23 protein-coding genes and 2 pseudogenes are annotated in these 23,225 nt (G+C 62.2%); 14 read left to right on the top strand and 11 right to left on the bottom strand.

Annotated elements, in window-relative coordinates:
• Positions 1-79 precede the first annotated feature (79 nt).
• From G5575_RS15230 to G5575_RS15210, 5 genes and pseudogenes are all read right to left on the bottom strand, one after another.
• Positions 80-1,207 carry a MalY/PatB family protein gene (locus tag G5575_RS15230; protein WP_164535070.1) on the bottom strand — a complete coding sequence of 376 codons (1,128 nt, stop codon included), beginning with the start codon at positions 1,205-1,207 and terminating at the stop codon, positions 80-82.
• A gap of 3 nt (positions 1,208-1,210) precedes the next feature.
• A pseudogene (locus G5575_RS15225) lies at positions 1,211-1,938 on the bottom strand (SDR family oxidoreductase).
• Entirely contained in the window at positions 1,938-2,768 is an 831-nt protein-coding gene (locus G5575_RS15220; protein ID WP_328766275.1) for a dihydrodipicolinate synthase family protein, read from the bottom strand. Before G5575_RS15220 ends, G5575_RS15225 begins: the two are co-directional and overlap by 1 nt.
• Before the next feature lie 104 nt (positions 2,769-2,872).
• Positions 2,873-4,231, bottom strand: coding sequence for a dihydroorotase (locus G5575_RS15215; RefSeq protein WP_164535069.1), 1,359 nt, complete (start codon positions 4,229-4,231; stop codon positions 2,873-2,875).
• Between the two features lie 3 nt (positions 4,232-4,234).
• Complete coding sequence (locus G5575_RS15210) at positions 4,235-4,897, bottom strand: aspartate/glutamate racemase family protein (protein ID WP_164535068.1); 663 nt, start codon at positions 4,895-4,897, stop codon at positions 4,235-4,237.
• Positions 4,898-5,045: 148 nt separating this feature from the next.
• On the opposite strand from G5575_RS15210, the gene G5575_RS15205 reads away from it, so the two are divergent.
• Entirely contained in the window at positions 5,046-5,726 is a 681-nt protein-coding gene (locus G5575_RS15205) for a GntR family transcriptional regulator (protein WP_164535067.1), read from the top strand.
• A 1-nt stretch (position 5,727) separates the two neighbouring features.
• Here the strand turns inward: G5575_RS15205 and G5575_RS15200 are convergent.
• Positions 5,728-7,546 (bottom strand): annotated as a pseudogene (locus G5575_RS15200) (ABC transporter ATP-binding protein).
• Between the two features lie 93 nt (positions 7,547-7,639).
• Between G5575_RS15200 and G5575_RS15190 the strand changes: the two are divergent.
• From G5575_RS15190 to G5575_RS15155, 9 genes are all read left to right on the top strand, one after another.
• The gene (locus G5575_RS15190) at positions 7,640-8,497 is read left to right on the top strand and encodes a sulfurtransferase (protein ID WP_164535065.1); all 858 of its coding nucleotides are present in this window, start codon (positions 7,640-7,642) and stop codon (positions 8,495-8,497) included.
• A 236-nt stretch (positions 8,498-8,733) separates the two neighbouring features.
• Positions 8,734-10,299, top strand: coding sequence for an ABC transporter substrate-binding protein (locus G5575_RS15185; RefSeq protein WP_164535064.1), 1,566 nt, complete (start codon positions 8,734-8,736; stop codon positions 10,297-10,299).
• A gap of 75 nt (positions 10,300-10,374) precedes the next feature.
• Complete coding sequence (locus tag G5575_RS15180) at positions 10,375-11,385, top strand: ABC transporter permease (protein ID WP_164535063.1); 1,011 nt, start codon at positions 10,375-10,377, stop codon at positions 11,383-11,385.
• Entirely contained in the window at positions 11,382-12,221 is an 840-nt protein-coding gene (locus G5575_RS15175) for an ABC transporter permease (protein ID WP_164535062.1), read from the top strand. The genes G5575_RS15180 and G5575_RS15175 overlap by 4 nt, the downstream gene beginning before the upstream one ends.
• Positions 12,221-13,591, top strand: a complete 1,371-nt coding sequence (locus tag G5575_RS15170) for an ABC transporter substrate-binding protein (RefSeq protein WP_207633176.1) — start codon at positions 12,221-12,223, stop codon at positions 13,589-13,591. The genes G5575_RS15175 and G5575_RS15170 overlap by 1 nt, the downstream gene beginning before the upstream one ends.
• 8 nt (positions 13,592-13,599) lie before the next feature.
• A complete protein-coding gene (locus G5575_RS19545) occupies positions 13,600-13,803 on the top strand; it encodes a VOC family protein (RefSeq protein WP_207633175.1) in 204 nt (67 codons plus the stop codon).
• Positions 13,794-13,982: a VOC family protein gene (locus tag G5575_RS19540; RefSeq protein ID WP_207633174.1), complete on the top strand. Its 189-nt coding sequence runs from the start codon at positions 13,794-13,796 to the stop codon at positions 13,980-13,982. The genes G5575_RS19545 and G5575_RS19540 overlap by 10 nt, the downstream gene beginning before the upstream one ends.
• An 11-nt stretch (positions 13,983-13,993) precedes the next feature.
• Positions 13,994-14,503 (top strand): P-loop NTPase family protein, encoded by a 510-nt coding sequence (locus G5575_RS15160; protein WP_164535060.1) that lies wholly within the window; start codon positions 13,994-13,996, stop codon positions 14,501-14,503.
• Positions 14,504-14,505: 2 nt separating this feature from the next.
• Positions 14,506-15,687, top strand: coding sequence for a formylglycine-generating enzyme family protein (locus G5575_RS15155; protein WP_164535059.1), 1,182 nt, complete (start codon positions 14,506-14,508; stop codon positions 15,685-15,687).
• A gap of 32 nt (positions 15,688-15,719) precedes the next feature.
• Here the strand turns inward: G5575_RS15155 and G5575_RS21890 are convergent, their stop codons facing one another.
• The 5 genes from G5575_RS21890 to G5575_RS15135 form a co-directional block, all read right to left on the bottom strand.
• Positions 15,720-16,223 carry an SDR family oxidoreductase gene (locus G5575_RS21890; protein ID WP_328766318.1) on the bottom strand — a complete coding sequence of 168 codons (504 nt, stop codon included), beginning with the start codon at positions 16,221-16,223 and terminating at the stop codon, positions 15,720-15,722.
• Positions 16,133-16,555: an SDR family NAD(P)-dependent oxidoreductase gene (locus G5575_RS21885; RefSeq protein WP_164535058.1), complete on the bottom strand. Its 423-nt coding sequence runs from the start codon at positions 16,553-16,555 to the stop codon at positions 16,133-16,135. Before G5575_RS21885 ends, G5575_RS21890 begins: the two co-directional genes overlap by 91 nt.
• A 211-nt stretch (positions 16,556-16,766) precedes the next feature.
• The gene (locus tag G5575_RS21880; protein WP_328766269.1) at positions 16,767-17,276 is read right to left on the bottom strand and encodes a gamma-glutamyltransferase; all 510 of its coding nucleotides are present in this window, start codon (positions 17,274-17,276) and stop codon (positions 16,767-16,769) included.
• Positions 17,277-17,278: 2 nt separating this feature from the next.
• On the bottom strand, positions 17,279-18,358 hold the full coding sequence (locus tag G5575_RS15140; RefSeq protein ID WP_328766267.1) for a gamma-glutamyltransferase family protein: 1,080 nt from the start codon (positions 18,356-18,358) through the stop codon (positions 17,279-17,281).
• Positions 18,359-18,585: 227 nt separating this feature from the next.
• Entirely contained in the window at positions 18,586-18,960 is a 375-nt protein-coding gene (locus tag G5575_RS15135; protein ID WP_164535057.1) for a hypothetical protein, read from the bottom strand.
• Between the two features lie 32 nt (positions 18,961-18,992).
• Between G5575_RS15135 and G5575_RS15130 the strand changes: the two genes are divergently transcribed.
• From G5575_RS15130 to G5575_RS15115, 4 genes are all read left to right on the top strand, one after another.
• A complete protein-coding gene (locus G5575_RS15130; protein ID WP_164535056.1) occupies positions 18,993-19,466 on the top strand; it encodes an FAD-dependent oxidoreductase in 474 nt (157 codons plus the stop codon).
• A gap of 2 nt (positions 19,467-19,468) precedes the next feature.
• Positions 19,469-20,503 (top strand): GMC oxidoreductase, encoded by a 1,035-nt coding sequence (locus G5575_RS15125; RefSeq protein WP_164535055.1) that lies wholly within the window; start codon positions 19,469-19,471, stop codon positions 20,501-20,503.
• Positions 20,504-20,605: 102 nt separating this feature from the next.
• Positions 20,606-21,874, top strand: a complete 1,269-nt coding sequence (locus tag G5575_RS15120) for a metal-dependent hydrolase family protein (RefSeq protein ID WP_164535054.1) — start codon at positions 20,606-20,608, stop codon at positions 21,872-21,874.
• A complete protein-coding gene (locus G5575_RS15115; RefSeq protein WP_164535053.1) occupies positions 21,871-23,118 on the top strand; it encodes an amidohydrolase family protein in 1,248 nt (415 codons plus the stop codon). The genes G5575_RS15120 and G5575_RS15115 overlap by 4 nt, the downstream gene beginning before the upstream one ends.
• The last annotated feature ends 107 nt before the right edge of the window (positions 23,119-23,225 follow it).

Here is a 23,225-nt window from a genome sequence, read left to right as displayed (position 1 = left end):
TGCCGGAGCAAAAAGCGGCTCGATTTCAGGACTGACGCCCGGAGCTAGCGCGACTGGATAAGTTCCGCTGCTCACAAGGTCATCGGCCTTTGGTGAAGACCGGAGTACCAGCGAGGCGGTTCAGAGCCTCTTCCAAGGTTTGCCGGGTGCAGCCAAAATTGAGCCGAACAAATTGTGCATACTGGACACCAAAGTCACTGCCGCTGCTAAAGGCAACACGGGCGTGTTCGAGGAAATAGGCTTGTGGATCGGCGAGGCCGAGGGCGCTGCAATCGAGCCAGGCGAGATAGGTCGCCTCCGGCGCCAGCAGGGTGACGCCGGGCAGACGCTCAGCCACGGCCTCGACCAAATAATCGCGATTAGCCTGGAGGTAGGCGACGACCGCGTCACGCCAGTCAGTGCTGTCACGAAAGGCTGCGAGCGAGGCTTCGAGCCCCAGAATATTGACGCTATCGACCATGCCCAGACGCGAGGCATTGAAGTGCTCGCGCATTGCCTTGTCGGTGACGATGGCGAAGCCGGCCTTGAGGCCTGGGATGTTGTAGGTCTTGGCGGCCGACATCAGGGTGGCGGTGCGCCGGGCAATGGCGGGATCAAGCGAAGCGATCGGGATGTGCCGTAGCCCGTCATAGAGCAGCTCGCAATGGATCTCGTCGGCAATGATCGGTTTGTCGCCGGTCGCGGCGGCCAAGGCGAGCAGGTCTTCTCGGCTGTAGACCTTGCCGGTCGGGTTGTGCGGATTGCAAAGGAGAACCGCATCGGCCAGCGCCAGCACCGAAGCCTGTTCGTCGACGGGCTGGTCAACGCGAAGATCGACTTTGGACAGATCCCAATGGCGCGGCGCCATCAGGATGGGGCGGTAGATCGGGGTCTGGATGACAAGTGTCTTGCCGCGCGGCACGAAGGCCTTGATGGCCATGTTGAAGCCCGGTTCGACGCCCGGCAAAAACACGATGTCGTCGGGCGTGATCGTCCAATTATATTTGGCCTTCATGTCGGCGACGATCTGCTCGCGCAGTTCGGGCTTGGCCGAGCAATAGCCAAAAACCGGATGGCGCAGCCGCTCTGCGATCGCCTCGACGATCGGCGGAGCGGCCGCAAAATCCATATCCGCCACCCACATCGGCAACACGTCGGAGGCGTATTTGCTCCACTTGTTGCTGCCGGTATTGCGCCGGTCGATCTGGGTGTCGAAGCCGTAGTCCACGCCCTAGAGCCCCTTGATCATGCCGCCATCGACACGGAGCATGCTGCCGGTGACATAGCTCGCCTGCTGGCTGGCAAGAAACGCGACCACGGCGCCAAATTCCTCGGGACGGCCATAGCGACCGGCCGGAATTTCGTTGCGGAGGCTTCTTGTACCGCCTCGACGCTAGCGCCGGTGCGGCTGGCCTTGCCCTGGTCGAGCTCGCGCAAGCGATCGGTATCGATGCGGCCGGGCAGAACCATGTTGACGGTGATGCCGTGCTGAGCGACTTCGCTGGCGAGGGTCTTGGACCAGCCGGCGATGGCGCCGCGGACGGCATTGGACAGGGCGAGATTGGGGATCGGCGCGACAATGCCTGACGAGCCTACGGTGATGATGCGGCCGAACTTGCGCTCGATCATCTGCGGCAGGAGCGCGTCGGTGATCGCATAGAGCGATGTCGCCATGGTTTCGAAGGCGGCGAGCCAGTCGGCACTTGCCTGACCTTGTGCAGGGCCGGCCTTTGGTCCGCCTGAATTGTTGACCAGGATGTCGACACCGCCCTCGGCCTTGACCTTTTTGATGAGGGCGGCGACGGCGGTTTTGTCGCCGAGATCGACGGGATAGTCGCCCGAGCGCGATGCACGGAGGACAGTAACGCCTTCGGCGGCGAGGGCTGCGGCGCTGGCTGCGCCAAGACCGCGACTTGCGCCCAGGACAAGGGCGCGCTTACCGGAAAGTCCGAAATCCATTACGACAAAGCCTCAAGTTTTTTGGTCTGGCGGGTGATCAGGCGTTCGACTTCAGCGATCGCCTTGGGGGCAAGCATTGCGCCGGGACGACGCTGGGTGGCGCTCGCGATAGCGCCGCGCTTGGCGAGCGTATGCTTGCGCACGGCGAGGCCAAGGCCGGGCTGCTGCTCGTAGCGCACCAAAGGCAGATAGGCGTCGAACAAGTCCTGGGCGCGATCCATCTCGCCCTTCCCCGCATGGCGAACGACGTCGACCATCATTTCAGGGAAGGCGAAACCGGTCATGGCGCCATCGGCACCGCGTTCCATTTCTTCGGGCAGGAAGACGCCACCATTGCCGCACAGGATGGAGATGCGGCGACGGCCCTTTGCCTCGGCGTTGCGGATATCGGAAATCTTGGCGAGGCCGGGCCAGTCTTCATGCTTGAGCATGACGATCGAGGGCATGGCCTCGACGATCCGGCCGAGTAGCGAGGACGAGATGTGAATGCCGGTGACCAGCGGAAAATCTTGGAGCACCAGTGGCACGTCGGTGCCCAGTGCGTCGACGACGTTCTGGTAGTAGCCAAAGATCTGGTCGTCGGTCTTGAGCGAAGCGGGCGGAGCGACCATGACGCCGGCGGCGCCCAAGTCCATGACTGCCTTGGTGAGCTCTTCGATGGCGGCAAGGCCGGGGGCCGAGACGCCGACGATCACTGGTTTGTCGCCGGAGCGCTTGAGGGTCTGGCGGCTGATTTCGATGGCTTCGGACTGGGTGAGCTTGGGCGCCTCGCCCATGATACCCAGGATGGTCAGGCCATCGGCCCCCTTGTCGTAGTAAAAATCCACCATGGAATCGACGCTTGCGCTATCGACCGCCATCGTGTCGGTGAAGGGGTGACGGCGATGACGAAGACACCCTTCGTCTCGGTCGTGATTAACGGCATTGGCGGATCCTAGTGCTGAAACCAATGGGAGGAGAGGCGCGGCGCATATTTGCCGTCGCCCGGCTGGTTGACGATCGCCTGCCCATCCCAGGCCAGCTTGCCGCCGACATAGGTGCGCTTGACGCTGCATTCGAAGCGCCGGCCGTGGAAGGGGCTCCAGTTGAGCTCGTCATGGGCCTTCGCCTCGTCCCAGACTTGGGGCTCGCGCGACAGGATGGCGATATCGGCATCCGCGCCGGGCTGCAGCACGCCTTTTTCTGGCCAGAGGCCAAAGAACTTGGCTGGGCGTTCCGCAAGTTGCTCCACTGTGAGGCGCAAGGCATCGAGCTGGCGCTGCAGGGCGCCGGTATAGAAGGCTGGCAGCAGGGTTTCGAGACCCGGCACCCCTGCCCCGGCGTCAAAAATGGAGGGCGTGAACTTGTTGTCAATGGGCCAGCTCGAATGGTCCGAGCTCACAAAAGCTACTCGGCCCGCCACCACGTCGGCCCAGAGCGCCTCGATCTGGCCAGGGCGGATGGGCGGATTGACCTTCATGCGGGCGCCCAGCGCATTATCGACCGAAGGATCGAACCAGAGGTAGTGCACGCAAAGCTCGCCGGTCGACCGGAAGCCATCACGGCGATAGTTTTCGACAAGATGGAAGCCGCGAGCCGAGGTCAGGTGGACGATATGGGCATGGGCGCCCGAGAGCGCGCCAAGCTCGAGGAAATGGGCTGTCGAGGCCTGCTCGGCGGCCAGTGGGCGGCTGGATGAATGGGCTTCGATGCCGTTTTGCCCCGCGGCTTTGGCGCGGACGATGCGGGCGCGGACGATTTCCTGGTCTTCGTTATGGATGCCCAGCGGCACGGCGGTCGGCGCAAGCGCTTCGAAAAGATCGAGCACTTGATCGGCGGCGATGCGAGGAAACCGGGTCGGGCTAGACTCAAAGCCTGAAATCTTGAAGGCGACGACGCCGGCATCGATCAGCGGCTGCACGGCGCTCATGTCCTGGCCCGGCATCACCGTGCCATAGAGCGCCACATTGGCATGGGCGTGCGCAGCGATCGCCGCCTTCTTTTCCTCGAGCCGCTCCATGGTGTTGAGCGGGTTCGGATTGTCATATGGCATGTCGACGATGGTGGTGATGCCACCAGCAACGGCGGAGCGCGTCGTCGAGGCAATGCCCGGGAGGCCGCCATAGCTGCCGGCATGGGTCTGCCCATCGATGATGCCAGGAATGACATAGGCTTCGCCGGCTTCGTGGGTGACGGCGGCAGCAGGCGCTTCGCCCTCACCGATGGCGGCGATCTTGTCTCCTTTGATGGCGAGCCAGCCGTTTTCGATCGGCCCTGTTGGGGTGACGATGGTGCCGCGGATCAGCTGGTCCATAGGTCAGCGCGCCTTTGTGCGATAGTGGAGATCAAGATTAATGACGGCAAGCGCCACGCCGGCCTGGACGGGATCGACGACCGGCAGGCCCAGTGCATCCTCAAGCGCGGCGCGATAGGAGCCGAGCCCAGCGCAACCGAGGATGACGACATCGGCGCCGTCTTCGTCGCGCAGTTTTGTGCCGGTGCGCACCACGGTTTCGACCACGTCATTGGCCATGAGCTGGGGGATAGTCATGTCAATGGAGCGGTCGCCCGCCAGGCGGCCGGGGAGGCTCAAGGCGTCCAGATAACGCTTATGACGGAGGATGGAGGATGGCCCCAGCGAAACGATGCCGAAGCGCTGACCGAGGCCCAGGGCGGCGAGGTAGGCAGATTCGGCGATGCCGGTTACGGGCTTGTCGGTTGCCGCGCGAACCTGGGCGATGCCTGGATCGGAAAAGCAGGCGAGGACATAGGCATCGGCGCTAGTTTCGCCGATCTTTTCGATGATGTTGGGGATGACCATCGCCACGTGCTCATCGGTCTCGATGCCAGGGGGCGATTTGGGCAGTTCGATGCAGGTGACGTCGTATTCGGTACGTGCCCGCACAATTCCCAGGCACCCGTCCATCGACCGCGTGACAGTGGGCGAACTATTGGGATTGATGACGAGAATCGACGGCACAGCGCACCCCACATTGGAATATTCCACGTAATATACTAGAGACTTGGACAGGAAAAGGGTGTGTGCGACTTAGATAGTCAATCTTGGCATGCTGCCCTATGTTGAGGCATAGCCGTGGGCGTCGCCCTTACGTTTGATCCGGGGATCCATGGACCTGTCGAGCAAAATCAAGACCTCGTTGACCGACCAGGCCTATCAGCAGCTGCGCCAACGCATCATTACCGGGCAGTTGCCGCCAGGCAGCGAGATGAGCGAGCTGGAACTGGCCGACGATCTGGCGATGAGCAAGACGCCAGTGCGCGAGGCGCTAGGGCGGCTCGGGGTAGAGCGCCTGGTGGAGGCCTTTCCGCGCCGCGGCTATCGGGTGACCACGGTGACGGTCAAAGACATGAACGACCTGTTCGCCGTTCGTGCCATGCTGGAAGGCACGGCGGGTGCGCTGGCCTCGGTTAACCTCACGGAAAAAGAACTTGAACAGCTCGATGCGCTGGCGGATGCGAGCTATGTGCGCGGGGAAAATGTCAGCACGCAGAGTTTTGTGCGGGCCAATGAGGACTTCCACACCGCAATTGCCCGGGCGACACGCAATCCGCGGCTTTTGAGTCTTGTGGTCAGCCATCTCGAAGAATGCGGCCGGTTTTTCTATATGGGCGCGCAGGTGCGTGACGTGAATCCGGAGACCACGAACGATCACCATCGGATCGTCCAGGTGCTCCGGCAGCGCGATCCAGAGGCGGCGCGCGCGGCAATGGTCGAGCACAACGAGAACACACGGCAGGGTCTGCTGCATGCCCTGCTCGACACCGCCCAGAGTGGAATTTCGTTCTAGCTCAGGCGGCCCATTCGTCGCCGGGGACCTGGACCATATGGCCGGGCGTTGGCTCGCGGTATTGCCGGACCGGCGGGACGTAGTCGGCGGCACGCACGGGACTGCGGATTTCGTCATTGTCGACGACGCGCCTGATGTGTCGCCGCTTTGGGTCGGCGATTGGCACGGCGGCGAGGAGCTTTTTGGTATAGGGGTGCTGCGGATTGCCAAAAATCTGGGCGCGCGGACCGATCTCGACGATTTCCCCAGATACATGACGGCAACGCGGTGGCTGACGCGCTCCACCACCGCCATGTCGTGGGAGATGAACAGATAGGCGAGCTTCAGCCGTTCCTGCAGCTCGAGCATCAAATTGACCACCTGCGCCTTGACCGAAACATCGAGGGCAGACACCGCCTCGTCGGCAACGATGAGGTTGGGCTTGAGCGCCAAAGCGCGGGCAATGGCGACGCGCTGGCGCTGGCCGCCGGAAAATTCATGCGGGAAGCGCTGCGCCATGTCAGCGCTGAGGCCGACGCGGTCGAGTAGCTCGACGACGCGATGGCGAGCCATCGCCGGTGTTTCGATGCCGTGGCTGAGGAGCGGCTCGGCAATGGCGTCGCCGATGCGCATGCGCGGGTTAAGGCTCGAAAAGGGGTCCTGAAAGATCATCTGCATGGTGCGGCGCTTGGCGTCGAGCGCACGCTTGGACAGGGTGCGAACGTCTTCGCCCGCCACTTCGATGGTGCCGCTGGTGGCGTCGATAAGGCGAAGGACGGAGCGGCCGGTCGTGGATTTGCCGCAACCTGACTCGCCGACCAAGGCCAGGGTTTCGCCCGGCTGCAGCGAGAAGCTCACATTTTCGACGGCATGGACGCGGCCCATGACCTTGCCGAAGAGGCCGGAGCGGATCTAGCGCGTGGTGAGATTCTTGACCTCAAGCACCGGCTTGCCGGGCTGGATGGTGTCGCCGCTTTCGCGGGCCGGGGTGGTTGCGCCCGTGGCCACATCGACGATCGAAAACTGGGTGGGATGGTCGATGCCGGCCATGGAGCCGAGCTGGGGAACGGCGGCGAGGAGGGCGCGGGTGTAGTTTTCCTCGGAATGGGCGAAGATGTCTTCGGTTGGGCCACTTTCGAGGGCGCGGGATCGGAACATCACCACGGTGCGGTCAGCAATTTCGGCGACCACGCCCATGTCGTGGGTGATGAAGAGCACACCCATATTTTCTTCGCGCTGCAGTTCCTTGATGAGATCGAGAATTTGGGCCTGGATGGTGACGTCTAGCGCGGTCGTCGGTTCGTCGGCGATAAGGAGGCGCGGGCGGCAGGCGAGCGCCATGGCGATCATGACGCGCTGCAGCATGCCCCGGAAAGCTGGTGCGGAAATTCGTCGTAGCGGCGTGATGCGGCGGGGATGCGCACCCGGTCGAGCAGCTGGATGGTCTGCGTTTTGGCATCGCGGCGACTGAGGCCACGATGGCGGATCAGCGTTTCGGCGATCTGGCGGCCGACCGTCAGCACCGGATTGAGGCTCGTCATCGGCTCCTGGAAGATCATGCCGATCTTGTTGCCGCGCAGGGACTGCATGCGCTTTTCGTCAAAGCGGAGCAGATCCTCACCATCGAGCAGGACGCGGCCGGTGATTTTGCTGACCCGCTCGGGCAAAAGACCCATGATGGAGAGTGCGGTTACGCTCTTGCCCGAGCCAGACTCTCCGACCACGGCCACCGTCTCATTGGCGTCGATATCGAAGCTCACATCATTGACGACAGTGTTCCATTGGCCGGCGCGGCGCAGCTGGGTGGTCAGATGCTGGACGGAAAGGATTGGCACGGGGATATCCTTTGAGGGAGCAGTTCATCACAACGCCCGGCATGACAGAAGTCAACGTAATATGCTACGTGATATTCCAATGAATGCTGGAGACGTGCCGTGATCGACCCCATCCGCAGCCGGGTTCTGCTGACGCCTACCGAGCTCAAGGCGATGATGGACGCGGGGCACGACCTTATCCTGCTCGCGGTGCAGTCGCACAATCCCTATACGGGCGCCGACTCTATTCGTGACCGGCGCATCGCAGGCGCGATTGACACGGAAGCCTATGAGGACTTCCAGTCGCCATCATCGCCCAAAGGTGGTGCCCGTCCCCTGCCCGACATCGGCGTCTTACAAGAGAAGGCTAGGACATGGGGACTTCGTCCGGAGGCGACGATCGTTGTTTATGACAGCGATCGCAGCATGGTGGCGGCGCGGGCCTGGTGGGTGCTGCGCTGGGCCGGCCATCCAGATGTCCGCGTACTCGACGGCGGCATGCCGGCCTGGTTACGTGAAGAGCTGCCTGTCGTGACGGATGTCTCAACTCCCAAGCGCAGCGAGATCGTGCTGACGCCAGGACACATGCCTCAACTGGATGTGGACGGTGCTGCTGCTTTAGCGCGGAGTGGTGTCCTGCTCGACGCGAGGATCAAACCCAATTATGTCGGCGGATTAACGCCCGATGGCGTTCCGGCCCGAGGACATATTCCCGGCGCCATCAGCACGCCGGCGCATGATAATTTGACGGATTATGGCACCTTCGCCGATCAGGATGCCCTCACGGGCATTTATGAAGCCGTTGGCGCCGATGGCAGCAAGCCGGTCGGCGCCTATTGCGGTGCCGGGATGTCGGCGGCTCACACAGTTCTCGCGCTTGCAACGATAGGGGTAGAGGCCGCGCTCTATGTCGGCTCTTGGTCGCAATGGGCCAACGAGCCGTCACGGCCTGTCGCACGAGGCGGATTGCCAAGCTGAGGAAAAATCAGCTGGCACAGCAAGGCGGGGCGACGAAATGTTTCGTGCTCCCTGCCTTCTTCGCCACGCTGTTGCGTAGGTTGATGGTCACACCGCACAATTTTTGTGCAGACCTAATGCCTGTACCAAAATCGAAGCAGCGCAGCTTTACAGTCAAAAATACGTAGGATATTTCGTAGTATACCAGCCGAGATATGACAGCTGGCGTCATTGTTCAGACCGCGAAGGGGTCACCGATGAAGTTACGCAACCTCCTGGCAGGCGCAGCTATCGCCCTGCCGCTGATGCTCAGCACCGCCTATGGTCAGAGCACAGACCCGACCAAGACGCTGATCGTTGCTGTGCCGTCCGATGCTGTGGGCCTTGAGCCAGGCGCCAACAAGGCGGAGCCGGTCGGCAGCGAAGTCATTCTCAACGTTTTCGATACGCTGGTCGCTTGGACCGCGCCGGACTTCACCCAGCTCGAAGGCCGCCTGGTGGACAACTGGACGGTTTCCGACGACGGCACGGTCTTCGACTTCAAACTGCGTGAAGGCATCAAGTTCCACGACGGCACCGACCTCGATGCCGAAGCGGTCAAGTTCTCGCTGGAGCGCACCAAGGCCATCAACACCTATGTGGAAGCTACGTTCGGCCTGATCTCCGAGATCGCCATCGTGTCGCCTACCGAAGTCAAGATCACGCTGAGCGAACCCTACCCGGCGTTCCTGTCGATCCTGGCGCAGCCGCAGGCCGCTATCGTCAGCCCGGCAGCCGTCGATGAATATGGCGACGAAGGCTTTGCCACCCACCCCGTGGGCACCGGTCCCTTCAAGTTTGCGAGCTACCAGGCTGATACCAATATTGTGCTCGATGCCAACCCCGATTACTTCCGCGGTGCGCCGCAGCTCGAACGCATCATCTACCGCGTCATTCCCGATGCTTCGACCCGCCGCCTAGAGCTCGAAAACGGTGGCGTCGACGTGGTGCAGCAGCAGGGCCAGCTTTCGGCCATTGCTGCCGAGGACGTGGCAGCGCTCGAGTCCAATCCGGACGTGACCATCCTTGAAGCGCCGAGCCAGATCATCCGCCAACTCGAATTCAACAACAACAACCCCGATAGCCCGGTCGCCGACATCAAGGTGCGCGAAGCCATCGTCCATGCCATCGACTATGACGGCCTGCTGCAGGGCGTATTCGGCGGCACGGCCGAGCGCGTCTATGGCCCGCTGACCAGCAATAGTTGGGCGTTCAATCCCAAGATGGAAGAACTGGCCCCGACCTACGATCCGGAACTGGCCAAGGCGCTGCTTGCAGAAGCCGGCGTCGATCCGTCGAGCCTCGACCTAACGCTTTATAGCTTCCAGGGTCCGCTTTGGGGTGCGGTTGCAACCTTCGTCCAGGCCAACCTTGCCGATATCGGCATCAATGCCACCATCGCCCAGACCGAATTCCCGGCCTACCGCGCGCTCCAGACCGCCGGCGAGTTCGATGTGGCGCTCGATGGCCGCCAGCCCTGGCACAACGACCCCGATGCGCATATCACCATTGGCTACCTTTCGAGCCTTGCCGACACGGCCATGACCTTCCGCATGCCCGAAGACGCTGAACTCGACGCGCTGATCCTCCAGGCGCAGCAGACTGTCGACCAGGACGAGCGCAAGCAGCTCTACTTCGACATCCAGGAAAAGATCGCGGCCAAGGTTCCGGGCGCCTACCTTTTCAGCCCCAAGCTGATCGTTTTCACCCGCGCCAATGTCAAAGGCCTCGTGATCAACACCGCGCCTCCGCTTAATGAATACTGGGGCGTTTCCAAAGAGTAGGCTGACCCTGCTCGACCTGCCGCGGTGCTTGTCCCTCAGCGCCGCGGCAGATTTTCGTCAGACGGAGACCTGGACATGGCGAGTTTTCTGGTGCGCCGCCTGGTGGCGCTCATCCCGGTCCTGATCCTGGTCCTCGTGATCGTTTTTTCGCTTGTCCGCCTGATACCCGGGGATCCGGCCGTGACGCTGCTCGGCCCCGGCGCCACCGATGCGCAGATTGCTGCACTGCGTGCGCAGATGCGCCTCGACGAGCCGTTCTACCTTCAGTTTTTCAATTACGTGCTCGGCCTGTTGCAGGGCGACATGGGCACCTCGCTCAAGAGCGGTGCACCGGTATTGCAGGAAATCATGCTGCGCTTGCCGGCAACGCTGGAGCTGGCGATCTGCGCGACCCTCGTCGCGATCGTTTTCGGCGTGCCGATCGGGGTGCTTTCGGCGACGCGGCCGAACTCGCTCTTCGACCACTTCACTCGCGTCTTTTCGCTCGTCGGCGTCTCCATGCCGGCCTTTTTGCTGGCGCTCATCCTGCAGCTGATCTTTGCCACCTATCTCGGCTGGCTGCCGGTTTCGGGGCGCCTCAGCCCCTATATCATCATGCAGCCGATCACCGGCTTTGCCATCATTGACGGCATTATTACGGGACAGTGGGACGTCGTGTGGAGCGCGGTCCAGTACCTGATTTTGCCGACCGCCGTGCTGGCAGCGTTCCTCGCGGCAACGCTGGGGCGCTTCGTTCGCAACACCATGCTTGAAGTGATGTCGGAAGACTTCATTCGCACCGCTCGCGCCAAGGGTCTCACCCGATCCCAAGTCGTGCTGGAGCATGGGCTGCGCAATTCCCTTCTGCCGGCGATCACCGTTATCGGGCTCAAATTTGCGGAAATGCTGGGCGGGGCGATCCTGACCGAGACGATCTTCGCCTGGCCGGGTATTGGCCGCTTCATGTTCGAGGCGATCAAGAACCGCGACTATCCGGTGATCCAGGGCACGACCCTCGTCTTCTCGCTGCTGTTCATGCTGACGTCCGTCCTGGTCGATCTCCTCTATGGCGTGCTCGACCCCCGCGTGCGCAAGAGGATGAAATGACGGCTTTGATCCTTTTCCTACGCAAGAACAGCCTCGCGACCGTCGGCGGCCTGGTGTTGCTGGCAGTCATCCTCGCCGTGATCTTCGGGCCGATGATCAGCCCCTACGGGCCGACCAAGCTCGATGTGCTCAACAAGCTTCAGGGTCCGAGCTGGGCGCATTGGCTGGGGACCGACAGCCTTGGCCGCGATGTGATGACGCGCGTGCTGCATGGCGGACGCTATACTCTCGCCATCGGCATCGGCGTGGTCAGCATCGCCTTTGCCGTCGGCGTCTTGTTCGGCACGCTGGCGGGCTTTGTCGGTGGCGCCATCGACATGATCATCATGCGCGTGGTGGACGCCATGCTGTCGTTTCCGGCGCTGGTGCTGGCCATTGCGCTGGCGGCAGCCTTCGGGCCGAGCCTCAACAATGCGATGCTGGCCGTAGCCATCACGCTGGCGCCGCAATTTGCCCGCGTGGCGCGCAGCCAGGCGCTGGCTATTTCGGTCAAACCCTATGTCGAGGCGGCGGTATCGCTGGGCCTGCCGACACGGCGCATTCTTTGGCGCTATGTGTTTGCGAACGGGCTGGGGCCGCTTCTGGTACAGGCCTCGCTGAGCTTTGGCAGCGCTATCCTCCAGACGGCCAGCCTTGGTTTCCTTGGCCTTGGTGCGCAGCCGCCACTGGCGGAATGGGGCGCCGACGTTTCGGCGAACCTGCAATATATGCGCGAAAGCCCTTGGGTCGCGCTGTCCCCGGGCATGGCGATCCTGCTTACAGTGCTCTGCTTCAATCTCATCGGCGACAGCCTTGCTGACTGGTTCAATCCGCGCCGGCGCAACGAGATCGATTGATGCTGACCATCGCTCTCGAAAAGCTCGACTTCCTGCCGGCCAACCGGGTGACGGACGACACGTCGATCCTGACGCTCAAGACGCTGGCATTCGAACCGCTGCTCCGTTGGCGGCCCGGAGGACGCGTGGCGCCGGCGCTGTTTTCAGAATGGTCGCACAGCGCGGATGGGCGGCAGTGGCACTTCACCATCCGGCCGGGCGCGATGTTTCATGATGGAGTCGCGTGCACGGCCGAGCACGTGCTCGCCTTTATCGATGGAATTTTGAACTCGGTCGACATGTTCGGCATGAAGTGGAGCTATTCTCGCTATCTGGCCGCCGCAAGAATTAGCGCGCCGAGCGCGGACACCGTGCTCGTCGATAATCCCGAGCCCCTCGCGGACATCCTCGACATCTTTTCGGAATTCTTCATCTGCCGGCAGAACGAGGCCGGACAGGCGGTGCTGGGCACCGGGCCTTATCTAGTGGCGGAGTTTGCGGCGGGGCAGTCGGCACGGCTTGAGCCGGTTGAGGTCGGGCGCGTGATTGCCGTGCGCTGCGTGCCCGCTGCTGAAGAGCGATACGCGCTGCTGCGAACTGGTGAGGTCGACGCGGCGCTCAATCTCGAGCGCATGCACGCGGCGGTGGACTTTGATCCGCAATTCCAGTGGGGCCAGGCGGTAAACACGCTGTCGGTCATGTATTACCTCAACTGCAGCGTGGGGCTGTTCCGCTCGGCCGGAGCGCGGCTGGCGGTAAATTATGCGGTAGATAAAAAGCGGCTGATTGACGAGATTTTTCAGGGTTTCGGCGCGGAAGCGTCGACGGTCGTCAGCCCATTTCACCTGGGCATGTCGGAGCCGATTGCGCCGATTGCCTATGACCCGGATGCCGCGAAGCGCCTGCTCGACATAGCAGGCGGTCCGAACGCCATTACCTTACGCACGCCGCTTTATATGCCCGAGCGGGCGCCGCAGATCAGCAACTTCGTGGCCGCTTCGCTTGAAGCAGTGGGGCTGTCGGTCACTATCGAAACAGTGACGGATCGGCCCGACTATGCGCGTCAGGTGGGGCGCAAGGAAATGGGCGACATGGCCATTTTCGACTCCTCGCCGCAAAGCACTTTCCGCGTGCTAGACGACAAGATCTCGGCCCGCAACAAGGCCGTCTGGTGGCAGGGCTTCGAGGACGCGGAGACCGACAGCCTGATCCAGGCCGCCAATCGTGCGGTGGCCGATGATGACCGGGAAGCGGCCTACGGCGCGACGCTGCGGCGGCTCAACCAGAACCCGCCCTGGCTCTACCTCTTTCACCCCACCGATATCTTTGCAGCCCGGGCCGATATCGGCGGGCTGGGCATCGATCACAAGGGGATCCTGACGATCCAATGAGCAGCGACATGACCAAAGACTATTCGATCACCTTTTTCTATTACCCCGACATCCATGCGGTGACGGATTTCTACGAGACCGTCCTGGGCTTCGAGCTGGTGCTCGACCAAGGACTGGCGCGCATCTACCGCATCGCGCCGAACAGCTATTTCGGCATCGTCGACGGCAATCGCGGTCACCTCAAGCATCAGGAAAAAGCGCGGTGCTGCTGACCATCGTGGCGCAAGATGTCGAAGGCTGGCATGCCAAGATGAAGGCGGCGGGTGTCGCCAACCTTTCCGAAATGCTGCGCGGCAATTATTGCGAGCACTTTTTTTTCGAGGACCCGGCAGGCTACGCCATCGAAATCCAGCGCTTCCACAATCCCGACGTCGCCAAGCTTTTTCAATGATCGCGCCCCGTTTGACGCTGCGGGTGAATTTTACCCACGAAGACAAGGCCGCCAAGGGGCTGCGCTCGTTTCGCGAACCGCAGGCGGCCCCAGAGCCTCCCGTGTATTTTACCGCGCGCGAAGCCGTGGCGATGTTCCCGCGGCTCTTGCTTTTGGGCGAGCGCGGTGCCGGCAAGACCGTGTTTGCCAAGGCTCTCGCCGCCGAGACGAAGGCGCATTACGTCGATTTGGCAAAAGGGCTGAATCTGCCAGGCATGGGCGCGCTGGTGCTCGATGGGCTGGACCGGATCGATGCGGCAGCCCTGCCGAAGTTGCTGGAGGAGATCGGCGAGCGGCCGGTGGTGCTGTTGGGCGATGGCGCGGTGGTCAAAGGCTGGAGGCTGCCGTCCGATATCGCCGTCCATAGCCTGATGCCGCTTGATGCGGCTGAACGGGCGGATTTTTTGGCGGAAGCAGAGATTGCTTCGCCGGCTGCGCTTGGGGACGCTGCGGGCAACTTTGCCCTTTTGCCCTGGCGCTGACTTTGAGCGAGGCGGCGGACAGCGGCGAGCGGATGATCGACGTCGTCCTGCGGCAGCAGCCAGAGCGGGCACAGCAAGGTTTCGAAGCGCTGCGGAATGGCGCGTCGGACAATCGGGCCGTGGATGGGCTACTTGCGGGGAGCTATTTGACTGCGGTCGACGATCAAGCCGTAGCTGCGCTTTTTCTTGATGATGCGACGCGATGGGGACCGAGCGTTACCAGCCTGCTCAAACGCCAGCCGGAGCGAGCGCACACGCTGGCGCCCCTGCTGATAGATGGGGAGAGCGACGCTGCGTTGCGGGGCGCCTTGCTGATATCGGACGTTCTGCCGGACGATCGTTCGATTTTGGCGCGGCTCAGGGCGATGGTCGAGGCGGGACGGCTCGCCCCGATGGACCGCGATCGCGCAGCAAAGGTGCTCTCCGTGGCCGGTGATCCACGCGACCTCGAGGCGATGTGTGCCGTTCCGGGCGGGCGCTTTACCATGGGGTCGAAGAGCCACCCCAACTCAATGCCGGTGCACGAGGCCGAGGTCGACGCTTTCCGCATCGGCCGCTACCCCGTCACCAATGGGCTTTACGCGCGCTTCATCGCTGCCACGGGCCGGCAATGGGTGTCGCCTGACGCGGATAATTCGCAGCGGCGAAACGTGCCGGCGACGGACCTAACCTGGCATGATGCTCGCGCCTATTGCGACTGGCTGACCATCCAGTGGCGGGCAGAGAGCCGCATCGGCGCGGACGAGGCAGTGCGGCTGCCAACGGAGCCTGAATGGGAGCGCGCGTCGCGCGGGGATCAGGGCGACGGTGGGGACGCAATCGTTTATCCCTGGGGGCTAAGCTGGAACAGTGATGCCGCCAACTCGGAGGAAAGCGGCTTTAACGCGCCTTGTGCCGTGGGTCTTTTTCCTGCGGGCCAGTCCCCCTATGGCTGCCTCGACATGGCGGGACAGGTTTGGGAATGGACGACGACGCTTTGGGGCGACGACATGGCGACGCCCCACTTTGCCTACCCCTATGCCGATGATGGCCGCGAAGACCTTGACGCCGGGCCGGCCATCCGCCGCGTGCTACGAGGCGGATGCTTCTCCAGCACGAGCCTCAAGGCCTGCTGCTCTTATCGCGGTAGCCTCGAACCGGATGGCTTCTGGCGCGGTAACGGATTTAGGATCGTCGTGAGCTGAAAACATTCAGGGTCCGCGACACGATAGAGCGATCACTCTTCAGGGGTGCCAGTGAGCCGAAGCGTTCTGAGATCATTGGTGAGGAATTCTTCGATCTGGGCGTCGGTAAGATCGATGTCACCACGTGCAGCAAACAGCATGCGGCCTGCCATCCGGTCGAAACGGCCGGAACCGACCGCAACGCTGAGTTCTGCTGCGCGCTCGGGCGGCACGTTGACACCGCGGCTGAACATGTCGGCGATCCCACTCAGATATTGCTGCCCGGCCGGGTCAGTGAGCTGAAATTCGGTCATCGAGGTCCGTACCAAACCTGGATCCATGGCAAAGATCCGCACGCCCGTGCCGTCCAGAGTGCCCGAAACGCTTTCTGTAAACCGCATCACGGCAGCCTTGCTCGAGCCGTAGCCAGAGCCCTGCGGAAAAGGCGTGCCGGTGCCGCCGCCCGTCAGGTTGATGATGCGGCCTGAGCCTCGCTGCAACATCGCTGGCAACACCGCTCGGCAGCAGTTGAATGTGCCGCGTACGTTTGTCTCGATATCACGCCACCAGGTGTCTGGATCGACTTCCCATATCGGTCCAATCGCGAAAAAGAGGCTGCGTTGTTGGTCAGAAGGCTGACCGGCCCGAGATCGCGCTCGATGGCCTGAAATGCGCCACCCACGGAGGCACCATCCAGGATATCGACGCGATAGGCCATTGCCTCGCCGCCCGCGGCCTTGATTTCGGCCGCAACCTCTTCGACCTCTGCGCTGCGCGCCAGCACCGCCACCTTCGCACCGGCGCGCGCCTGCTCGATGGCGATTGTGCGTCCTATCCCGCGGCTTGCACCGGTTACCACAGCGACCTGCCCCTTAAGCACGTTACTCATGTTCCGATCTCCCGCGGTTCGTCGTTTCAGGTTCAGTTTGATGATTCAGTCAGGCTAGCAGGAAAGGTTGGTGGCACCTACGTGATGTCACGGAATTATCAAGGTGGGCTCACACCGCCGGACAATGTGCGAGCCATTGCAGTGGCTCAGACAGTCAAAGATTGGCTTTCGTTTCGTACCCGCTTAGCCGCTAGTTCGGCGACACAAAGGGCTAGAATCCCACCGCCATGCCATCCTTGCGATGGGCGGAGCCGCCGATATACCCGTCGCCGTAGCGGTGGATCAGTTGGGCGCCGCCGAAGGCGAAGCTGGTGTCCGGGCTTTCCCGGGTCACCTCGTGTCCCAGATCTTGCAGGCCGATGACCGTTTCTGGGCTGACGCCCCATTCGAGAGCGACCGCCTTGCCGCGTATGAAGCGCCAGCGCGGTGCGTCGCTGGCGGCTTGCGGGTTCTGTTTATAGAGCTGCGTTCGCAAGACCATCTGCACATGCCCCTGTGCCTGCATAGGACCACCCATGACGCCGAAGCTCATGAGCGGCTTGCCGTTCTGCATCAGAAAGCCCGGAATGATGGTGTGAAACGGGCGTTTTCCGGGACCGACTTCGTTGGGGTGTCCAGGTTCAAGGGTGAAGCCCGAACCTCGGTTTTGGAGGTGGATGCCGGTACCGGGCACGACAATGCCTGATCCAAAGCCACCGTAGTTCGATTGGATAAAGGACACCATCATCCCCTGAGCATCGGCGGTCGTGAGATAAACCGTGCCCCCGTGGTCGGCGCTCCGGCGCCGAAATCCTGCGCCCGTCCGGGGTCGATCAGCGCTGCGCGTCGCTTGAGATAAGTCTCATCCAAGAGGGCGTGCACCGGTACCGTCATGGACGATACGTCCGAAACGTAGCGTTCCGCGTCAGTCATGGCCAATTTTACGGCCTCGATCTGAAAGTGAAACGCGTGGGCGCTATCGGCCTCATGATCGGCGACCGGCAAGTATTTGAGCATGCCCAGAGCCATCAAGGCGACGATGCCTTGACCGTTTGGCGGAATTTCGTGGAGGGTGACGTCGCCAAAATCCATCGAAATGGTTCCGCACCAATCATTGGTGTGGCTGGCGAGGTCCGTGGCATTTAATGCCGCGCCATGTGCCTGTGCAAAGGCAACGATACGGTCCGCCAAGTCGCCTCGGTAGAAGGCTTCTCCTTTGGAAGAGGCAATGGCCCGGAGCGAGGCTGCAAGTGCAGGATTTTGAAACATCTCGCCCACATTTGGAGTGCGTCCATCGCGCATGAACGTCTCGGCGAAACCTGGCTGTTCGGCGAGAAGCGCCGCGCCGGTGCGCCAACCGCGCGCAACGGTTGGGCTGACGGGAAAGCCTTTATCGGCGTAGCCGATCGCCGCCTGCAAAAGATCTGCGAAAGGCAGAGAGCCGAAGCGATCGGACAGATCGACCCAGGCCGAAACAGCGCCCGGTACAGTGACGCTTTCCCAGCCCATCCCCGGCATTTGCGACAATCCGGCAAAGCGTTGCGGCGTCCAGGCGGCGGGCGATCGTCCTGAAGCATTCAGACCATGAAGTGCATCGCCGTCCCAGACAATTGCGAAGGCGTCGCTTCCCAATCCATTGCCCGTCGGCTCCACCACGGTGAGTGCCGCAGCCGCGGCGATGGCAGCGTCTACCGCATTGCCCTCACGAGCTAAAATTGCCAACCCCGCCTGAGCAGCCAGGGGCTGTGACGTCGCAACCATGTTTCGCGCCAGCACTGGGCGGCGCGGCGCGAAATAGGGTGTGGCGAAAGAAAATTCCGTCATGAGAGCCATGTCCTCTTCACCAATCCGCGCCTGCTGAAGATTTCAGCAGCTTCGAAAACAGCACAAGGTTGCATCAATGTATATTGTATGACAAGGTTTTGGCGATCTAAGCCGCTGTGGTCCAAACTGTAAGTGCCGATGGCGGATCAAAATTCAGCGTTTAGAAGCCATGGGAGGAAGTGAAATGTCGCCAGCTGATCAACGCTCACTTGCTCGGAAACGATACTCTACAGTCTTCGCTTACCGGCTTGTGTCGCAACGACTTGCCGCAAAAGCGCCGGGTCGAACTTCCCCGACACTTCACGCGGGCCACGATCAGCCAAGGCACGAATATTGGTTTGGGCGGCTTGGGACGAATAATGCGCAACGAGCACTGCATCATAGAACGCAGCGAAAGCAGCACTCTGCTCTCGTTCAAAATCGGCGACGAGCTTTGTGGCGGCGTCCCGATCAAGACCCTTTAGCGACGTCAGCAGCGCGGCCACTTCCGGATTTTCGGCAGCAATCATCAAGTCCTCAAGCCGATCAATCCGGCTGGTGGGGATCAACAGGGAAACCAGGAACCGCAAGGATTCATCGTCTTGTGCAGGCATCGACGTCATGGTTTGAGCTCCAAAGGGCGGGACTGTAGGTCATGGCTGAGCTGGCAGCAGATGTGGTCATCATCGGCGCCGGCCCTACCGGCGCTGCTGCTGCCTGGCGCCTGGCCAGCCAAGGCATTTCCGTGATCATACTCGATCGCGGTCACTGGTTCGACTACCAAGCCGCCGACCGCGACAGTTCCGATTGGGAATTTCGCCGCAGCGCGGCCCTTCACGCCAATCCCAATATCCGGCGCGCACCGGATGACTATCCGGTCGATGATAGCGAGACGCCAATCAAGCCGATGATCGGCAATGGCGTAGGTGGCAGTTCCATTTTCTGGTCTGCGCATGTGCCGCGTTTCCGGCCCGAGGATTTTCGAACCAGAACGCTCGACGGCGTCGGCGATGATTGGCCAATCAGCTATGCCGATCTGGAACGCCATTATGAACTGCTCGACGAGCGTTGGGGGTCGCCCGTGTTCCCGGTGATCCCTCCGCAGTTCCTGCGAGAGCCCGACCACTGACATTGCCGACCATCGACGCACATGGCCGCCGCATCGCCGAGGTTTTTGATCGTTTCGGCTGGCATTGGTGGCCGGTCGATCTGGTCGTCGGGCGAGACGGGGATGAGCCTCGAAACGGGCATTGCACCCATATTGGACCGTGCGACGTGGGCTGTCCCAGTCGAGTCCGGTCCGGTGCCGACCGCGCCTTCGTCAAGGACGCCGTGGCTGCAGGCGCCCGTTTGGTCACGGGTGCGCGCGTGCAATATCTTGAACACAACGCAGCCGGGCTGATTACGGCGGCGGTCTGCCGAGGCGCAACCGGCACCTACCGGGTTGTAGCCGAGCGCTTCATGATCGCCGCCAATGGCATGGGCACGCCGCGTCTCTTGTTGCTGTCGCAATCCGCCCGTTTTCCTCAGGGCCTGGCCAACAGCTCCGGTCTCGTCGGCCGCAACTTGATGCTGCACCCCTATGCGCGCGTGGACGGGATTTTCGAGGAGCCCCTGGGCGCTTGGGTCAGCGGGGAAAAAGCGGGACTTGTGTCCTTCGAGTTTACCGCCACCCGCCCAGAACATCCCTTCAAGCGAGGCCTAAAGTTGCAACTGACCGGCGGGCCCGGTCCCCTGGCTTTGGCCAAGGGCGCCGTTTACGGGTCGCGGCTGCCATGGGGCGACGGACATCAGGCCGCTTTCGAGCAGCGCTTCGACCATAGTTGTGGCTTTACCGTTTGTGCCGAGGATCTGGCCGAGCCCGACAACCGCATCGCGCTCTCGACCGAGCTCTCGGACAGCGACGGCCTGCCGGCGCCGAAGATGATCTACAAGCTCTCCCAAAACAGCCGGAACATTCTCGACTTCGGAATGGCACGCGCCGACGACGTGTTGCGCGCGGCCGGCGCGGTTCGCACCGTCCACACGCCGTTGCGCAGCGAAGCAGGCTTCCACCTCATGGGGACTGCGCGCATGGGCGACGATCCGGAACGCTCCGTCGTCGATGCCTATGGGCAGTGCCACGACGTGCCCAACCTTTTATCGCCGATGCCAGCACGTTTGTGACGTCTGCCGCCATCAACCCGACCGCCACCGCCCAAGCCCTCGCATTGCGTACAGCCGATCGCATCGCTGCGGGCCGGGGTGCCTGAAACAAGGAAGTTCGCCGTGAGATTGATCTTTGAAGCCGATGTGGTGATCGACGGCACGGGATCACCAGCCTTGCAAAGGAGCGCAGTTCTTGTGGAAGACGGCAAGGTCGTGGCCGTGGGCCGTCAAGCCGATTTCGGCCTGCCCGAAGGTGCGACCCGCATCGCCATGCCACCGGGATCAACGCTGATGCCCGGGCTGATCGACTCCCATGTTCACCTCGCCTATTCGGGAAGCGCCGACCCAAAATGCCTGCGGGCCGACCGCATGGACATCTCATATCCCGCGATGGCGTTGCGGGCGGTCTCCCACGCGCAAGATGCGCTCGTCCACGGTTTCACCGCCTTGCGCGACATGCATTCGCCGGGCGGCGCCATCATCGATCTGCGCAATGCCATTGCCCGGGGCGACGTGGTTGGCCCGCGCCTTACAGCACCTGGGCGTGGCCTAACGGTCAGCGGCGGTCACATGGACCTTCCCGTCTATGCCGAGCACGTGACTCTGGACAATTCGGCCCATGCTTGCGACGGCCCGGACGCTTTTCGACGCGGTGTCAGGCTAGAAGCAAAGCGCGGCGCCGATTTCATTAAGCTCAACACCTGCGTGGGCTCGCGCAAGAAGCCCGGTATCTACTGGCGCCCCGAAATGAATCCCGAGGAAATCCGCGCCGCCTGCGATGAGGCACATGCCCAAGGACTGCTTGTTGCTGCCCACACATCAGGCGGCCCGCCACTGACCGCCACCGTGGCCAATGGCGTCGATTGCGTCGAGCACGCGCATTGGATCGATGATGACTGCATTGACCTCATGGTCGAGCGGGGCACCTTCCTCGTCCCCACCCTCCTCGTCAACGAACGTAACTTCGAAGTGGCGCTGGCGCCCGGACAGGTTCTGTCCGAGTGGGCCTATGCTTCCCGCAAGGCTAAATGGGTGTCGCTCGAGAAGGCCCGTAAGGCAGGTATCAAAATCGGCGCGGGTACCGATGCCGGCTTCATGGTCCCGCATGGCACAATGCATTGGCGCGAGCTGGCCCTGCTCGTTCAAGGCGGCTTTTCACCCATGGAGGCGATTGTCGCGGCGACTGCCGTCAACGCCGAGATCATGGGCATCAATGCGGGCCTGCTGGCGCCCGGCAGACATGCGGACATGCTGGTGGTCGCCGGTGATCCGCTCGCGGACATCGGTACCCTGGGCGATGTGCAAAAGCTCACCGTCTTCAAGGACGGCGTCAGGGTCGCCGAAGGTGGCGCCCTTCTTTCATCCATCCCGGCGGAGCTTGCCGCATGAAACTCATTCGCGCAGACCAGTTGATCGATGGCACCGGCGCGGCGCCATTGCATGGTGCCGCCATTCTTATCGAGAACGATCGCATCGTGGCAGTTGGACGAGCGGCGGATATCGGCACGCCGGACGGTGCCGAAATCATCGACGCGCCGCCCGGCTCAACGATCATGCCGGGCCTGATCGATGTGCATGTCCACTTGGCCTATAGCGGCGATGTCGACCCTGATGCGTTCCGGGCCGAGAGCGCCACGATCCACTACCCGGCCATGGCCTTGCGCGCAGCACGCTATGCCCGCGAGTCGCTGGAATATGGCTATACCGCGCTCCGCGACATGCATGCGCCAGGCGGCGTGATCATTGATCTGCGCGATGCGATCAATCGCGGCTACCTGGAAGGCCCTCGCATTAAGGCGCCGGGACTGGGGCTGACCGTCACCGGCGGTCACATGGATCAGCCCGGCTTTGCCGACTTTGCCACGTTTCGAGACATGAGCGCGGCATGTGACGGCCCGGACGGATTTCGCAAAGGCGTGCGCGCGCAGGCGAAACGTGGCGCCGACTTCATCAAGATCAATCCTTGCGTCGGCTCACGCCGGGACGAGCGCTTCTACCGCTTCGAGATGACCGTGGATGAAATCACAGCCGCCTGCGATGAGGCGCATGAGCAAGGCTTGATGGTTGGCGCGCACACTTCGGGCGGGCCACCGCTCTCCGCCGCCATCGCAGCCGGCTGCGACACGGTTGAACACGCCCACTGGATCGATGATGCAACGCTTGAACTAATGGTCGAACGCGGCACCTTTCTGGTACCGACCCTCGCCGTCAACGAGGCTTCATCGACCTACATCTTCGAGCAGCCCGATGCCCCCGCAAAAACGCTGCGCTGGGCGCAAGCCTCCGAGGAGGCAAAGTGGGAGCGCCTGACGCGCGCCAAGCGCATGGGCGTCAAAGTCGCGGCTGGGTCGGATGCCGGCTTCTTCATGCCGCATGGAGCCGGCAATGGCCGCGAACTGGAATTGCTGGTGCAAGGCGGCTACTCGCCGCTCGAAGCCATTCACTGCGCGACGGCCGTCGGCGCCGACCTGATGCAGATCGAGAGCGGGCGCCTGTTGCCCGGCAAACTTGCCGATCTGCTCTTGGTGAAGGGCGATCCCCTCCGGCACATTTCCATTCTGCGCAAGCGCGAAAATCTCGACGTCTATCTCGGCGGCAAGCCTATCTCCCGACGTCTCGCAGTGGCCGCCTGACAAGATGCGACTTCCGCATCGTGGTTGAGCAAACATGACGATCTCGCAGCAGATGCAAAGCGTGAGGTCTCAATCGGCAATCGAATAGTTTTCAGCAAAGGAACTCC

The organism is Devosia aurantiaca, from assembly GCF_011058215.1.
GTDB lineage: Bacteria > Pseudomonadota > Alphaproteobacteria > Rhizobiales > Devosiaceae > Devosia > Devosia aurantiaca.
The sequence above is the reverse complement of the archived record's forward strand: the minus strand, read 5'-3'. Positions and strand labels throughout refer to the sequence as shown.

Coding starts and splice junctions, on each gene's coding strand:
- G5575_RS15130 (WP_164535056.1), top strand. CDS start 18,993: ATGGCTGAGCTGGCAGCAGATGTGGTCATCATCGGCGCCGGCCCTACC.
- G5575_RS21885 (WP_164535058.1), bottom strand. CDS start 16,555: ATGAGTAACGTGCTTAAGGGGCAGGTCGCTGTGGTAACCGGTGCAAGC.
- G5575_RS15135 (WP_164535057.1), bottom strand. CDS start 18,960: ATGACGTCGATGCCTGCACAAGACGATGAATCCTTGCGGTTCCTGGTT.
- G5575_RS15220 (WP_328766275.1), bottom strand. CDS start 2,768: ATGGTGGATTTTTACTACGACAAGGGGGCCGATGGCCTGACCATCCTG.
- G5575_RS15205 (WP_164535067.1), top strand. CDS start 5,046: ATGGACCTGTCGAGCAAAATCAAGACCTCGTTGACCGACCAGGCCTAT.
- G5575_RS15180 (WP_164535063.1), top strand. CDS start 10,375: ATGGCGAGTTTTCTGGTGCGCCGCCTGGTGGCGCTCATCCCGGTCCTG.
- G5575_RS15170 (WP_207633176.1), top strand. CDS start 12,221: ATGCTGACCATCGCTCTCGAAAAGCTCGACTTCCTGCCGGCCAACCGG.
- G5575_RS19545 (WP_207633175.1), top strand. CDS start 13,600: ATGACCAAAGACTATTCGATCACCTTTTTCTATTACCCCGACATCCAT.
- G5575_RS15185 (WP_164535064.1), top strand. CDS start 8,734: ATGAAGTTACGCAACCTCCTGGCAGGCGCAGCTATCGCCCTGCCGCTG.
- G5575_RS15175 (WP_164535062.1), top strand. CDS start 11,382: ATGACGGCTTTGATCCTTTTCCTACGCAAGAACAGCCTCGCGACCGTC.
- G5575_RS15140 (WP_328766267.1), bottom strand. CDS start 18,358: ATGACGGAATTTTCTTTCGCCACACCCTATTTCGCGCCGCGCCGCCCA.
- G5575_RS15215 (WP_164535069.1), bottom strand. CDS start 4,231: ATGGACCAGCTGATCCGCGGCACCATCGTCACCCCAACAGGGCCGATC.
- G5575_RS15115 (WP_164535053.1), top strand. CDS start 21,871: ATGAAACTCATTCGCGCAGACCAGTTGATCGATGGCACCGGCGCGGCG.